General features: G+C 70.3%; 12 protein-coding genes and 1 pseudogene. 6 read left to right on the top strand and 7 right to left on the bottom strand.

Annotation, left to right across the window (positions count from 1 at the left end; all coding sequences use genetic code 11):
- Positions 1-140 precede the first annotated feature (140 nt).
- On the bottom strand, positions 141-641 hold the full coding sequence (locus ACZ4WS_RS38115; RefSeq protein ID WP_467987573.1) for a hypothetical protein: 501 nt from the start codon (positions 639-641) through the stop codon (positions 141-143).
- Positions 642-648: 7 nt separating this feature from the next.
- On the opposite strand from ACZ4WS_RS38115, the gene ACZ4WS_RS38110 reads away from it, so the two are divergent.
- Positions 649-2,082, top strand: a complete 1,434-nt coding sequence (locus ACZ4WS_RS38110) for a M1 family metallopeptidase (protein WP_467987572.1) — start codon at positions 649-651, stop codon at positions 2,080-2,082.
- 45 nt (positions 2,083-2,127) lie between these two features.
- Here ACZ4WS_RS38110 and ACZ4WS_RS38105 read toward each other — a convergent pair whose 3' ends face one another.
- The 3 genes from ACZ4WS_RS38105 to ACZ4WS_RS38095 form a co-directional block, all read right to left on the bottom strand.
- Complete coding sequence (locus ACZ4WS_RS38105; RefSeq protein WP_467987588.1) at positions 2,128-3,687, bottom strand: M4 family metallopeptidase; 1,560 nt, start codon at positions 3,685-3,687, stop codon at positions 2,128-2,130.
- 258 nt (positions 3,688-3,945) lie between these two features.
- A complete protein-coding gene (locus ACZ4WS_RS38100; RefSeq protein WP_467987571.1) occupies positions 3,946-4,905 on the bottom strand; it encodes a GNAT family N-acetyltransferase in 960 nt (319 codons plus the stop codon).
- 264 nt (positions 4,906-5,169) lie between these two features.
- Complete coding sequence (locus tag ACZ4WS_RS38095; protein WP_467987587.1) at positions 5,170-5,931, bottom strand: SAM-dependent methyltransferase; 762 nt, start codon at positions 5,929-5,931, stop codon at positions 5,170-5,172.
- Between the two features lie 65 nt (positions 5,932-5,996).
- On the opposite strand from ACZ4WS_RS38095, the pseudogene ACZ4WS_RS38090 reads away from it, so the two are divergent.
- Positions 5,997-6,164 (top strand): annotated as a pseudogene (locus ACZ4WS_RS38090) (DUF6879 family protein); the annotation flags it as partial.
- An 85-nt stretch (positions 6,165-6,249) separates the two neighbouring features.
- Here ACZ4WS_RS38090 and ACZ4WS_RS38085 read toward each other — a convergent pair.
- Positions 6,250-6,825, bottom strand: coding sequence for a TerD family protein (locus ACZ4WS_RS38085; RefSeq protein WP_467987570.1), 576 nt, complete (start codon positions 6,823-6,825; stop codon positions 6,250-6,252).
- A 193-nt stretch (positions 6,826-7,018) separates the two neighbouring features.
- Between ACZ4WS_RS38085 and arfB the strand changes: the two genes are divergently transcribed.
- Entirely contained in the window at positions 7,019-7,447 is a 429-nt protein-coding gene (arfB, locus tag ACZ4WS_RS38080; protein WP_467987569.1) for an alternative ribosome rescue aminoacyl-tRNA hydrolase ArfB, read from the top strand.
- A gap of 134 nt (positions 7,448-7,581) precedes the next feature.
- Positions 7,582-8,502, top strand: a complete 921-nt coding sequence (locus ACZ4WS_RS38075; protein ID WP_467987568.1) for a sigma-70 family RNA polymerase sigma factor — start codon at positions 7,582-7,584, stop codon at positions 8,500-8,502.
- Between the two features lie 12 nt (positions 8,503-8,514).
- Here the strand turns inward: ACZ4WS_RS38075 and ACZ4WS_RS38070 are convergent, their stop codons facing one another.
- Positions 8,515-9,024, bottom strand: coding sequence for a flavin reductase family protein (locus ACZ4WS_RS38070; protein WP_467987567.1), 510 nt, complete (start codon positions 9,022-9,024; stop codon positions 8,515-8,517).
- A 421-nt stretch (positions 9,025-9,445) separates the two neighbouring features.
- On the opposite strand from ACZ4WS_RS38070, the gene cdgB reads away from it, so the two are divergent.
- The gene (gene cdgB, locus ACZ4WS_RS38065) at positions 9,446-11,149 is read left to right on the top strand and encodes a diguanylate cyclase CdgB (RefSeq protein WP_467987566.1); all 1,704 of its coding nucleotides are present in this window, start codon (positions 9,446-9,448) and stop codon (positions 11,147-11,149) included.
- A 132-nt stretch (positions 11,150-11,281) separates the two neighbouring features.
- Positions 11,282-12,259 (top strand): carbohydrate-binding protein, encoded by a 978-nt coding sequence (locus ACZ4WS_RS38060; protein WP_467987564.1) that lies wholly within the window; start codon positions 11,282-11,284, stop codon positions 12,257-12,259.
- A gap of 11 nt (positions 12,260-12,270) precedes the next feature.
- Here the strand turns inward: ACZ4WS_RS38060 and ACZ4WS_RS38055 are convergent, their stop codons facing one another.
- Entirely contained in the window at positions 12,271-13,200 is a 930-nt protein-coding gene (locus tag ACZ4WS_RS38055; RefSeq protein WP_467987563.1) for a 1-phosphofructokinase family hexose kinase, read from the bottom strand.
- Positions 13,201-13,238 lie beyond the last annotated feature (38 nt).

The raw sequence follows: 13,238 nt of genomic DNA, 5'->3' as shown, positions 1-13,238 counted from the left end.
CACGCTCGGCTTCGCTCGCGCGGGGGGACCCCCATCGCGTCGACGCCCTCCTCCGCCTTGCAGCTGCACGCACCACACCCCGCTCACCGGTGCTGACAAGGCGCCGTCGCTTCCCTCCACCGTGATCGACCGGACAGGCCCTAGGAGACGCGCGGAAAGCGGGCCTGCAGGGTCCAGATCGCCGGGTTCTCGGCGAGGTCGTCGTGCAGGTCGGTGAGGTCGGCGATCAGGTCGTGCAGGAAGTCGCGGGCCTCGCGGCGGAGTTCGGAGTGGGAGAAGGTCAGCGGGTCCTCGTCGCGGTGCATCCAGTCGGCCTCGACGTCCACCCAGCCGAAGCGGCGCTCGAAGAGCATGCGGTCGGTCGACTCGGTGAAGTCGAGCTCCGCGTGCTGGGGCCGGGAGGCCCGGCTGCCGCGCGGGTCCTGGTCGAGCTGCTCCGCGATGTCGCACAGCGCCCACGCGAAGTCGAGTACCGGCACCCATCCCCAGGCTGTGGACAGCTCCCGGTCCGCCTTGGTGTCGGCGAGATAGACGTCACCGCAGAACAGGTCGTGCCGCAGCGCGTGCACGTCCGCGCGGCGGTAGTCGGTCTGCGGGGGGTCCGGGAAGCGGTTGGAGAGGGCGTAGCCGATGTCGAGCACGTAGGTGATGGTGTCACGCCCTCGTAGGATCGTGGACGTGCCCCGATCTTCCGCCGTCGTCCCCTTTGCCCTGGCCGCCGCTGTCGCCCTCACCGCGTGCAGCGGGGGTGTGCACGGCAAGCCCGGCGCCTCGGGCGTCCGCGACCCGTACTTCCCGAGGATGGGCAACGGCGGCTACGACGTCACCCACTACGGCCTGACCCTCTCCTACGACCCGCAGAGCAGGCACCTCAAAGGCACGGCCGAGATCACCGCGCGCGCCACCCAGAACCTCAGCGCGTTCAACCTCGACCTGAAGGGCCTGGACGTCGCCGGCGTCACCGTCGAGGGCCAGGGCGCCCGCTGGAACCGGGCGGGCCAGGAGCTGACCGTGCGCCCGCACGACGACCTCGACAAGGGCGAGACGTTCCGTGCGACGGTCCGCTACTCGGGCACCCCCGAGACGATCACCGACCTCGACGCCTCGACGGAGGGCTGGCTGCCCACGGCGGACGGCGCGCTGGCCCTCGGCGAACCCACCGGTTCGATGACGTGGTTCCCCGGCAACCACCACCCCTCCGACAAGGCGTCGTACGACATCACGATCACGGTCCCCGAGAGCCTGCAGGCGGTCTCCAACGGCGAGTTGGCGAGCGCGACGACCAAGAACGGCCGTACGACCTTCGCCTGGCACACCGCCGAACCGATGGCGAGCTATGTCGCGACGCTCGCGATCGGCCAGTACGACATCACCCGCTCGACCACGAAGAACGGCCTGCCCGTGTACGTCGCCGTCGACCCGACGCAGGCCGAGGCGAGCAAGCGGGTGCTGGCCGAGATCCCGGAGATCATGGACTGGGCGGAGTACAACTTCGGCCCGTACCCCTTCTCCTCCACCGGCGCCATCGTCGACCGCCCGGCGGACGCGGGCTACGCCCTGGAGACCCAGACCCGCCCCGTCTTCCCCGGCCCCACGGACACCGAGACCCTCGTCCACGAGCTGGCCCACCAGTGGTACGGCAACTCCGTCACGCCGAAGTCCTGGCGTGACATGTGGCTCAACGAGGGCTTCGCCACGTACGCGGAGTGGCTGTGGCAGGAGGACCACGACGGCGACACCGCCCAGGACATCTTCGACTCGCTCTACAACGGCGACTACTACGGCACCGAAGAGGACAACGAGGAACTCTGGTCCTTCCCGCCCGCCAAACCCTCCGGTGCCGCCCACATCTCCGAGCACCCCGTTTACGACCGCGGCGCGATGGTCCTCCACAAGATTCGCCAGACCGTCGGCGACGACGCGTTCTACGACATCATCCAGGGCTGGGCCGCCACCCACCGCCACGGCAACGCGGACACCGCCGACTTCACGGCGTACGTAGAGAAAAAGGCACCCGACAAGGACTTCGGCGAGATCTGGAAGGACTGGCTGTACGGGAAGGGCAAGCCGGACCACCCGTGACCCGACCCGTGCGGGGCAGGTGGCCCGACTCCCCTTCCGCCTCCGCTAGTTCACGTTGACCGCGGTCCAGGCCGAGGCCACCGCCGCGTACTCCGCGCTGCTCGCGCCATACAGGTCGCTCGCCGCCTGGAGGGTGGCGACGCGGGCGCCGGCGTAGTCCGTCGAGGAGGTGAAGTACGTGGTCAGGGCCTTGTACCAGATCTGGTAGGCCTTGGTGCGGCCGATGCCGGTGACCGTGGAGCCGTTGTACGTCGGGGAGTTGTAGCTGACCCCGTTGATGGTCTTCGCGCCGCTGCCCTCGCTCAGCAGGTAGAAGAAGTGGTTGGCGACGCCCGAGGAGTAGTGCACGTCGAGGCGGGCGACGGTGCGGGACCAGTAGTCGGCGGAGTTGCCGTCCTTGCTGGGCTGGTCCATGTAGCGCAGCGGCTTGCCGTTGCCGAAGATGTCGATCTTCTCGCCGATGAGGTAGTCGCCGACGTCGGAGGAGTTGTTCGCGAAGAACTCCACCGAGGTGCCGAACATATCGGAGGTGGCCTCGTTCAGGCCGCCGGACTCCCGGCTGTACTTCAGCCCGGCGGTGGCGGCAGTCAGCCCGTGGCTCATCTCGTGCCCGGCGACGTCGAGCGAGGTGAGCGGGTGCGTGTTGGCGTCGCCGTCGCCGTACGTCATGCAGAAGCAGGTGTCGGACCAGAAGGCGTTGACGTAGGCGTTGCCGTAGTGGACGCGGGAGTAGGCGGCCTTGCCGTCGCCGGCGATGCCGTTGCGGTTGAACGCGCTCTTGTAGAAGTCCCAGGTGACGGCGGCACCGTAGGCCGCGTCGACGGCCGCGGTCTGGCGGTTCGCGGGCGTGCCGTCGCCCCAGCTGTCGTCCGCGTCGTGGAAGAGGGTGCCCGTGCCGGACGTACCGCCGTTCAGGTCGTACGCCTTGTGGCCGCCGCGGCCGCCGTCGATCAGGTCGTAGCCGCCGGAGGAGGAGGCGGTGGTGCCGAGGGTGACGGTACCGCTGTACTCGCTGGCGCCCGTGCCGGTGTCGATCGCCTCGTAGTCGTACAGCTTCTTGCCGGTGGCGGCGTCGGTGATGACGTGCAACTCGCTGGGCGTACCGTCGTGTTGCAGACCCTTCACGACGGACTCGTACGCGAGGACGGGCGTGCTGCCCCCGGCCCAGACGACCTTGCGCGTGGTCGCGGAGGTGCTCTTCTGCGAACCGGCGGCGCTGAGGGCGGACTTTTTCGCGGTGGCCGCGGATATCTTGGCGTCGGTGGACGCCACGGATATGCGGGCCTTCGTGGCCTTGCTGACGCTCTTGAGCGTTCCGCTCTTCGTGGTGTGCGTGACGAGGTCGCCGCCCAGGACGGGGAGTCCGGCGTACGTCCGCTCGTAGCGGGTGTGGACGGTCCCGTTCGCGTCCTTCACCACGTCCCGGACGACGAGCTGCTCCTGGGCGCCGAGCCCGAGCTTCTCGGCCATCGAACCGACGTCCGCCTGGGCCGACTTGAGGGCGGCGGCGCGGGCGGACACGCTCAGGGCGACGGGGGCCGCGCCCTGGGGGGCCTGCGTGCCGGCCGCGGTGGCGGATCCGTTCTGCACGGCGAGCACGACCATCGCGGCCGACGCGGCGAGGGCGGCGGCGCGGAAGGCGGTCTTGCGGGAGGCGCGGGACTGGTGTCTCACTCGGTCTCCTTGAAAAGATGTGGCGTCCGTCGGGGTGTGACGGGCCGTCACGTGCCGTGAGGGGGTGGCATGGGGGAGAGAGTGACACCTGTGGGGTTTCTTTGACAGGGGTCGGTCAACTTTTTACATGGTTGTTTCCGGAATTCGTGGTGCGGTGTTCGGTATGCGGGCGTCTGGGTCCCGCCAGCGTCATTCACTCCACGGCGTCGACTCCCACTCCGTCAGCCGCTGGTGAAGGTCCGGCGGCCACAGGGCCTCCGGCGATCGGGCCAGTTCACTCGGGGTCCACCAGCGCCAGTTCAGGATCCCGTCCTCGGCGTGCGCGGCGCGGAGATGGTCGCCGACCGGCTCGCGTCGCGGTCCGCGCGCCACGTAGATGTGCTCGTGCTGGCGCACGGGAACCCCGGCCCGCGTGAAGTCGTGCTCCCAGGTGCACAGCAGAGGGCCCGGCTCGAGGTCGCCCCACCCGGTCTCCTCGCGCAGCTCCCGCAGGGCGCCCTCGCGCGGACTCTCCCCCTCTTCGAGCCCGCCGCCGGGCATGGCCCAGTGCACGCCGACCTCTTCGTTGTCGTACCGGAAGAGGAAGACGGATCCGTCGGGATCGAGGACGGCGACGCGCGCGGCGCGGCGCGGAGTGCGCAGCACCTTGCGCAACACCGCGCAGGGCCGCCCCAGTTGGAGATCCCTGCGCCGCCCGATGACCTCATACCCGAGGGCGGTCCAGAAGGCGAGGGCCTTGGGGTTGTTGTCGAGGACGGCGAGACGTACGGCGGTCCGCCCGGAGCTCTGGAACCGCTCCTCGACGAGACCCGCCAACTCCCTCCCTGTCCCCTGGCGTTGCACGCTCACGTCCACGAGCAACAGCCCGATCCACGGGTCGGGATCGGCCGGATCGGGATGTCGCGCCAGGGTGATCACGACCCCCACGAGCCGCCCCTCACTCCGGGCGATCAGCACCTCCGCGTCCGGGTTCGCCAACTCCCCGGCGAGGGCGGTCGCCACCTGCTCCGGCCGGATGTCGTCGGGGTCCGGGAAGTCCCCGCTCAGGGCGTGGAAGTCGCGGTGGGAGGCGTAGAGGGCGGTGAGTTCGGTGAGGAGCGGGGTCGGGATGTCGTGGTCGGGCGTGAGGGGGAGGGGTTCGAGGAGCATGGGCGGAGACTAGGGGTCGTTCCGTCAGTGCGCCTCAGCGCGGTGCTCGCGCAGCTCCACATGGCAGAGGGCGGAAGCGCTTCGCGTCGCGGCCAACGCGCGACGGGAACTGGACGCGGCCGGTATCGACCCGGCGCGGTTCGGTCTCTCGGCCTGACCCTCCCCCTCCAGTCGGTCCCATCCCTCCCCTTCTTCACGGGGCTGGGGCCGAAGCGACGCCCCAGAGACGTAACCGCTCCGGCGCTCCGCCCTTCGGCGTCCACGTCAGTCGGATGTGGGTCGCAGGACCAGGCTGACGAAGCCCCAGATGTCCCGGTAGGCGCGCAGCCATTCGGAGCGCCGGGCGGTGGCTGTCTCCAGCACCTGTGAGCTGTCCGGGTCGGCTGGGTGATCCAGGGCCCATGAGGCCAGTGAGCCCCAGCAGGCCCACTCGTAGTCGTCCAGTTCGCCGCGCGTGCTGACGTGGCCGTGGACGGGAGTCCACCCGTCGGCGACGACGCGGTCCACCGTGGTTGCCAGGTCGGTGAAGTTCCCCAGTATCTCCACGGCCTCCTGGGAGGGCTCGCGGGCCCAGAAGCCTTCACCGATCAGCGCGCGTCCCCCGGGAGCGAGGTGTTTGCGTGCCGCCGCCAGGGTGGGCAGCAGGCCGCCGAAGGCGTGCGTGGCCCCCACGCTGAGCACCAGGTCGAACGAGTGTGGTGAGGAGAAGCCCTCGGCTTCTTGACGGTGGAGTACCAGGCGCTCCTGGACACCGAGGCGGGTCGCGGTCTCGTGGGCCTGCGCCAGGGCATCCTCGGAGATGTCCACGCCCTCGGCGCGCAGCCGTGGATGCATGGCCAGGGCGCGCAGCAGCCATTCCCCACCCCCGCAACCAAGGTCGAGCACACGCCCGTCGCCGCGCGGCAGACCGCGTTCCAGCAGTCGGCTCACCGAGTCATCGTCGAGGGGGGACTTTATGGGGTGGTCCGAATGGGCGATCTGGGAGAGCTGTTCACGGTTCGCCGGCGCAGCTTGGCAGCGCTCGATGCCGTGCGCACCGTGATTTCGTCCCGGACGGCTGATCCAGCAAGCGGCTTGACCCCGCTGACCGGTCCTCGTGGTGGGGCGGCCGGCATGAGGCTGTGCGCGATGCGGGCGCCCGTGGCGTCGTGATCCGGCGTGCCCGCATCGTCTTCGAGCCGATCAGTGACTACGTGCGATACGAGTACGACGGCACGCGGGGGCACGCGGGGGCACGCGGGGGCACGTGGCGGCGCTGTGCGCGGCACGCGTCGCCACTCATACGGAGAGCCCCCGGGCCCGGTGTCACCCGGGCCCGGGGGCTTCTCAACCGTCGTGTGCGACTCAGACGCTCACGCCGAAGTCCTGCGCGATGCCCACCAGGCCCGAGGCATAGCCCTGGCCGACCGCGCGGAACTTCCACTCCGCGCCGTTGCGGTAGAGCTCGCCGAAGACCATGGCGGTCTCGGTGGCGGCGTCCTCGGAGAGGTCGTAGCGGGCGATTTCCGCGCCGCCGGCCTGGTTGATGATGCGGATGTAGGCGTTGCGGACCTGGCCGAAGTTCTGCGAGCGGGTCTCGGCGTCGTAGATGGAGACCGGGAAGACGATCTTTTCGACGTCGGCGGGGAGGCCCGCCAGGTTGACGTTGATCGCCTCGTCGTCGCCCGCGCCCTCGCCCGTGCGGTTGTCGCCGGTGTGGACGATGGTCTGGTCGGGGGTCTGCTTGTTGTTGAAGAAGACGAAGTGACCGTCCGAGTAGACCTTGCCCTGGGGGTTGACCGCGATCGCCGAGGCGTCGAGGTCGAAGTCGGTGCCCGTGGTGGTGCGGACGTCCCAGCCGAGGCCCACGGTGACGGCGGTCAGGCCCGGAGCCTCCTTGGTGAGCGAGACGTTGCCACCCTTGGACAGGCTTACAGCCATTGTTGGGAGTCCCTTCCCTCGTTGCGTACGCGCGGCGTGCTCGTACGTATGGGCTTCGTACGAGCACGAAGCTACAGCTACCCCTATCAACGCCAAGGGGGGTCCCTGAGGTTCCGCATCCCTTTACTTTCTTTACTCGGAGGGCAAGGAAAACCGGGTGACGTGGACCGGACAGGCACGCGACCATGGAGCCATGTCCGGTCCTTACGTCATTCGCGGCTCCGTCTCCCTTCCCGAGGCCGAGCTCATGTGGCGTTTCTCGCGCTCCAGCGGGCCCGGCGGACAGCACGTCAACACGAGTGACTCGCAGGTCGAGCTGCGGTTCGACCTCGCGAAGACCGAAGCGCTGCCGCCCGTGTGGAAGGAACGCGCCCTCGCCAAGCTCGCCGGGCGGCTCGTCGACGGGGTCGTCAGCGTCCGAGCCTCCGAGCACCGGTCGCAGTGGCGCAACCGGGAGACCGCGGCCGTACGGCTCGCCTCCCTGCTCGCCGAGGCGACCGCTCCGCCGCCCAAGCCCCGCCGGGCCACCCGTATCCCCCGGGGCATCAATGAGCGTCGGCTGCGCGAGAAGAAGCAGCGCTCCGACACCAAGCGCGGACGCTCCGGGCGCGAGTGGGGTTAAGCGCGACTGGGGCTGAGCCCCCTTGTCACATCGGCCTTCGCATCGGCTGTCACATCGGCCTTCACATCGGCTGTCACATCGACGTCCGCTGATCCGTCACACCAGTGACGGACCGCGACGAGGAGATGTGATCGATGAGCCGGCAGGAATTCCGGGATGGTTCCGACGATGGTTCCGAGGAGAGCGAATTCCTCGGCCGGCTCGCGCAGCGGTTCGAAGCCCATCGTGGTCATCTGCGCGCCGTCGCCTACCGCATGCTCGGTTCGGTCAGCGAGGCCGACGACGCGGTGCAGGAGGCCTGGCTCAAGCTCAGCCGGGCCGATGCGAGCCGGGTCGACAATCTGGGCGGGTGGCTGACGACCGTGGTGGGGCGGGTGTGTCTCGACATGTTGCGGTCGCGCAGGACGCGGGGTGAGGAGCCGCTGGAGGAGCAGCCCGGCGTGCGGATGCCGGAGCCGGTGCTCAGCCCGCTCAGCGGGATCGATCCCGAGCAGGAGGCGCTGCTCGCCGACTCGGTGGGCCTCGCCCTGCTCGTCGTACTGGAGCAGCTGACGCCCGCCGAGCGGCTCGCCTTCGTGCTGCACGACCTGTTCGCCGTGCCGTTCGAGGAGATCGCGCCCATCCTGGGCCGGACGCCGGCGGCGTCTCGTCAGCTCGCCAGCCGTGCCCGGCGCCGGGTGCGGGGCGGGGCGCCCGCGCCGGATCCCGACCTCGCCCAGCAGCGGGAGGTCGTGGAGGCGTTCCTGGCGGCCGCGCGCGACGGCGACTTCGACGCGCTCGTCGCGGTGCTCGACCCGGATGTCGTGGCTCGGTCCGAGGGCGGCGTGACCGCCGGTGCGGTCGCCGTGGCCTCGGGGGCGAGCTCCGTCGGTCACCTCGCCCGTGTCGCGCAGCCCGCCCTCGTCAACGGTGCCGTGGGGGTCGTGGTCGTGGCCGAGGGGCGCCCCGTCAGCGTTCTCGCCTTCACGGTCGTACACGGGAAGATCGCCGTGATCGACATCCTCAACGACCCGGAGCGGCTGGCCGGGCTCGATGTCACTGTCCTGGAGAGGTAAACCGCCGGTGCGCTAACCCAACTGCCGGTACCGGCCCTTGAAGTACATCAGCGGTCCCCCGTCCGCGCTCGGCACCGACGCCGTGAGCACGCGGCCGATGACGAGGGTGTGGTCGCCGGCGGTCACCCGCTGCTCCGTGCGGCACTCCAGGGTCGCCAGGGCGCCGCCCACCAGCAGTGCCCCGGCCGCCTCGCCGCGGACGTACGGGATGTCCTCGAAGAGCAGCCGGTCGCTGATGCGGCCCTTCATGGCGAAGCGGCCCGCGATGTGGCGCTGGCTCTCGGAGAGTACGGAGACGCCCCACAGGGGCTGCTCGTCGAGCAGATCGTCCATGCGCGAGCCCTCGCGCAGGCTGACGAGGACCAGCGGCGGGTCCAGGGAGACGGACATGAACGCCGTCGCCGTCATGCCGACGTCGTCGCCACCAGGGCCGTTCGGGTCCAGCGCGGGCTCGTGCGCGGTCACCAGGACCACGCCCGCGGCCAGTCGGGTCATGGCGGCGCGGAACTCGTCGTTGCTCACCCCCTCAGCATGCACGGGCGGGGAGGGGGGAAAGGCAGGGGAAGTCTTCAGCACGCCGAAACGCTAGTCTGCGCCCCTGCGGCGGCACATCGGACCTCGGCCCGAACCGAGTCCTAGGACCACCGACGGACGCCTGGCCCGGGTCCGCTCCGGTCGGCTCCGGCACAACGGACACAACCGCTCACAGCACCTGCACAGCTGCCATATATGCGTTCAGTAAACGCACGGTGAAAATGCATAAACCCCACTCAATTGTTCATCTTCCGCTGTGACTTGAGTCACAGGAGCCATATTTTGTTGACCCTGTGTACCGAGTGGGGAGCGCGCTGTGATTCAGTGGCGGGGAGCCTGAGAAAGAAGCTACCAACCAGTACGCCGAAGAGAATCCTGGAGTTGCTGCGAGGTCTCGAGGGGAGGCCGAATGGAGACCGAGTCGGAGCCCTACGTCCGTCTTGCGACCCTGCGGCAGCTGCACACGGTGATGGCGGACATGAACACCGCCCGCAGCCTGGCCGACACGCTGCAGACCGTCGCCGACGGCGTCGTCACCGGTCTCGGCTACGAGTTGGCGTGTGTCAACCTCGTACGCCCGGACGGCGATCTCGTGGTCGCCGCGCTCGCCGGCAACTCCGCCGCCGAGGCCCTCATCACCGGCCGCGTCGGCTCCCGCGCCTCCTGGGACCGCCGGCTGAGCATGGGCGAGGCCTGGGGCGACCTCAGGTTCATACCGCACACCGAGGGCTGGGTCCTCGACGAGGACGACGTACCGCAGTGGTACACCGACGGGCCCGCGCCCCGCTTCGAGGACGAGTGGCACCCCTCCGACCGCCTCTTCGCGCCGATGTACACACCCGGCGTCTCGGGCGCCAGCTGCGGCGAGCTGATCGGCGTGATGTCCGTGGACCGGCCGCGCAACGGCCGGCGGCCCGGCGCGTGGGGGCGCGAGGCGCTCCAGATGTACGCGTTCCAGGCCGCCATCGCGATCAGCAACGCGCGTCTACGCGCGAACATGCAGCGCGCCCTGGTCCGGCTCGAGCGGGAGCAGCAGGCCCTGCGCGCCAGCGAGGAGAGCTTCCGGCAGGCCTTCGAGTACGCGCCGAGCGGCATGGCCATCGCCGAGATGGGCGGCGACCAGCACGGCCGGATCCTGCGCACCAACGACGCGCTCTGCCGGCTGCTCGGCCGCCCCGCCTCCGCGATGCGCCGCTACTCCTTCTCCGACCTCGTGCACCCCGAGGACATCGGCACGCTGCTGCGGACCTCGGCCGAGGGCGGGCGCGCGGAGCTCAGACTGGGGCGCCGGGACGGCACGTACGTCTGGGTCAGCCTCCGTAACTCCGTCGTCGCGGACGCCGCCGACGGCCCCCGTTTTCTCCTCACCCACGTCGAGGACATAGAGGAGCGCAAGCGCCGCGAGCTCCAGCTCGCCCACCGCGCCTCGCACGACTCGCTCACCGGCCTGCCGAACTCCGCCGAGCTGCGCTCCCGGCTCAGCGCCCGCCTCTGCCAGCGCCCGCAGGCCCTCCCGCCGGGCATGGTCGAGTCGCTGGACGCGGCGTACGGGCACGGGCAGTACGCGGAGCTGCCGAGCGGCGGCACGTACGACACGCCTGGCGGATACGACGGCAACAGCCACGGATTCGACTTCCGGCCGGGCGCCGAGGTGTACGACGCCTTCGACCACCACGTCCACACGATCGCGCCCGAGGGTGAGACGGACGACGGCACCAAGGGGCTCGCGGTCCTCTTCTGCGACCTCGACGGCTTCAAGTCGATCAACGACCGCTTCGGGCACAACGCGGGTGACGCGGTGCTCATCGAGGTGGCGAGACGGCTGACCAACGGTGTCCGCGACGGGGACACGGTCGCCCGGCTCGGCGGCGACGAGTTCGTGGTGCTCGCCGACGGGCTCGGCCGGGCCGACGCCGCCGACCTCGCCGTACGGCTGCGGAACGCGATCATCCCGCCGATCCGCGTGGACGGCCGGGCCGTCCGGGTGGGCGCCAGCTTCGGCATCGGGTGGGCACACTGCGGCTTGACGGCGGACGAGGTGCTGAAGTCCGCTGACGAACGGATGTACGTCGAGAAACGGTCTCGTCCCAAACAGCACAGGCGCGCGGGATAAAACGCAGGTCAGTGCGTTGATGCGGTGAAGGCCACCCGTTTGGCTCCCGGAGAGCGGGTAGGCTCGCCATTCATCCATGCAGTGAATGTGAACCGACCGCATCCGAACCGCACCTGTTGAGGAGACCAAGGGATGACGCCCGGCAACAACGGCGCGAGCACGCCCGAGGACGACGACCCGTTCGGCTATCTGTACGCCGACGGTCAGGCCGCCGGAGCCCAGCCGCCGAGCGGCGGCGGTGGCTACGGCTACCCCGGCTCGGTCAACCGGGTGCGGGCGGTCGGCGAGCGCCAGTACGGACAGCAGGCGCCGACGGCCGCCTATGGACAGGTGCCCCAGCAGCAGGCATACGGGCAGCAGCAGGGCTACGGCCAGCAGCAGCCCGCGTACGGCCAGCCGAACGCTCACTACGCCGCGCCCGAGACGGTCCCCGGCGGCGCGCCCACGACCCGGCAGCCGCTGCACGGCGACGGCGGCGGACGTGGCCGCGGCCCGAACACCAAGGGCCTCCTCATCGCCGCGATCGCCGTGGTCGCGGTCGTCGTCATCGGCATCGGCGTCGCCATGATCGGCGGCGACTCGAACGACAACAAGACCGGCGACCAGGCGGGCTCGACCCCGTCGACGTCCCAGAGCGCGTCGCCCAGCCAGTCGGCGTCCCCGAGCGCCGGTGCCTCCGCTGACCTGCCGGCGATCGACGCGAAGGCGCTGAACCTGGGGACCGGCGTGTCGACCGCGTCGGACGTCAAGGGCGCGAGCGCCGACGGCGGTGTCTACGTGACGGGCCTGAACAACGTCGGCGCCTCGGTCACCTGGACCGTCAGCGGCATTCCCAAGGACGGCCTCTACACCCTGTTCACGCGCTACAGCGTGGCCGGTGACGACGCGAGCATGACGCTCACGGTCAACGGCAAGACGTTCGGCAGCAAGCTGAACCTGTCCAACTTCACGGGCGCCGCCGACGGTGACTTCGCGAAGGGCTGGACGCAGACCTTCGCGTATCCGACCCTCAACAAGGGCACCAACACGATCTCCATCTCCTGCCAGGACGGCGACAGCTGCAACATCCTCCTCGACCAGCTGTCGCTGAAGGAGGGCAAGGCCAGCTGAGCCGACGGCGGTCACGCCGCCGTCGCGTCCCCCGTCACCGTGATCTGCCCCAGCAGCGTCTCGTACGCCGCCCGGTCGAACTCGCCCGCCGCGGGGGCCAGTACGGTCGCCGCGGACAGGGCGACGGCCCGCGCCAGGCGGTCCGGCCACGGCAGGCGCTCCACCAGCCCCGACAGCAGGCCCGCGACGGCCGAGTCGCCCGCGCCCGTCGGATTGCCGTGTACGCGGCGTGGCGGGGTCGCGTGCCAGCGGCCCTCCGTGTTCGCCGCGAGGAGGCCCTGCGCGCCCAGCGAGGCCACGACGGTGCGGGCGCCGCGGCGGCGGGCGTCGCGGGTGGCCTGCGACGGGTCGTGGGAGCCGGTGAGCTCGGCGAGTTCGTCGCTGTTGGGCTTGACGATGTCGGGGCGGGCGGCGACTCCGCGGCGCAGCGGTTCGCCACTGGTGTCCAGCAGGACCGGGACCGCCATCGCGCGTGCCGTGCGCACGAGGTGGGCGTACGCGCCCACCGGTACCCCCGGAGGCAGGCTGCCGCACAGGGCCACCGCGGAGGCGGAGCGCAGCAGATCCTCGTACGCCTCCTGGAAGGCGGACCACTCGGTGCGGGCTATCGCCGGGCCGGGCTCGTTGAGCTGCGTCGTGTCACCCGTCGTCGTGTCCACCACCGCTATCGTGCGGCGCGTTGAACCCTCCACCGGGACCAGCGCGTCCACCACGCCCGGCGTGTGCGTGAGTTGCTCCTGCACGGCGCGGCCCGTCGCGCCGCCGGTGAAGCCCGTGACCGTCACCTCGTGGCCGAGTGCGGCGAGCACCCGGGCCACGTTCAGGCCCTTGCCGCCGGGGCGTTCGGTCACCTCGGTCACCCGGTGCGAGGTGTGCGGCCGCAGGGACCGTACGCGATAGGTGATGTCGAGAGCGGTGTTCAGTGTGACCGTGAGGATCACCTGGGCCGACCTCCCCCGAAGAGAACATGTAGTGGACG

The organism is Streptomyces sp. NPDC029292 (assembly GCF_055569295.1).
The sequence above is the reverse complement of the archived record's forward strand: the minus strand, read 5'-3'. Positions and strand labels throughout refer to the sequence as shown.

Excerpts from the sequence above, each read along its gene's own strand:
- ACZ4WS_RS38085 (WP_467987570.1), bottom strand. The coding sequence starts at position 6,825 with ATGGCTGTAAGCCTGTCCAAGGGTGGCAACGTCTCGCTCACCAAGGAG.
- ACZ4WS_RS38110 (WP_467987572.1), top strand. The coding sequence starts at position 649 with ATGGTGTCACGCCCTCGTAGGATCGTGGACGTGCCCCGATCTTCCGCC.
- cdgB (WP_467987566.1), top strand. The coding sequence starts at position 9,446 with ATGGAGACCGAGTCGGAGCCCTACGTCCGTCTTGCGACCCTGCGGCAG.
- ACZ4WS_RS38105 (WP_467987588.1), bottom strand. The coding sequence starts at position 3,687 with ATGGTCGTGCTCGCCGTGCAGAACGGATCCGCCACCGCGGCCGGCACG.
- arfB (WP_467987569.1), top strand. The coding sequence starts at position 7,019 with ATGTCCGGTCCTTACGTCATTCGCGGCTCCGTCTCCCTTCCCGAGGCC.
- ACZ4WS_RS38060 (WP_467987564.1), top strand. The coding sequence starts at position 11,282 with ATGACGCCCGGCAACAACGGCGCGAGCACGCCCGAGGACGACGACCCG.
- ACZ4WS_RS38075 (WP_467987568.1), top strand. The coding sequence starts at position 7,582 with ATGAGCCGGCAGGAATTCCGGGATGGTTCCGACGATGGTTCCGAGGAG.
- ACZ4WS_RS38100 (WP_467987571.1), bottom strand. The coding sequence starts at position 4,905 with ATGCTCCTCGAACCCCTCCCCCTCACGCCCGACCACGACATCCCGACC.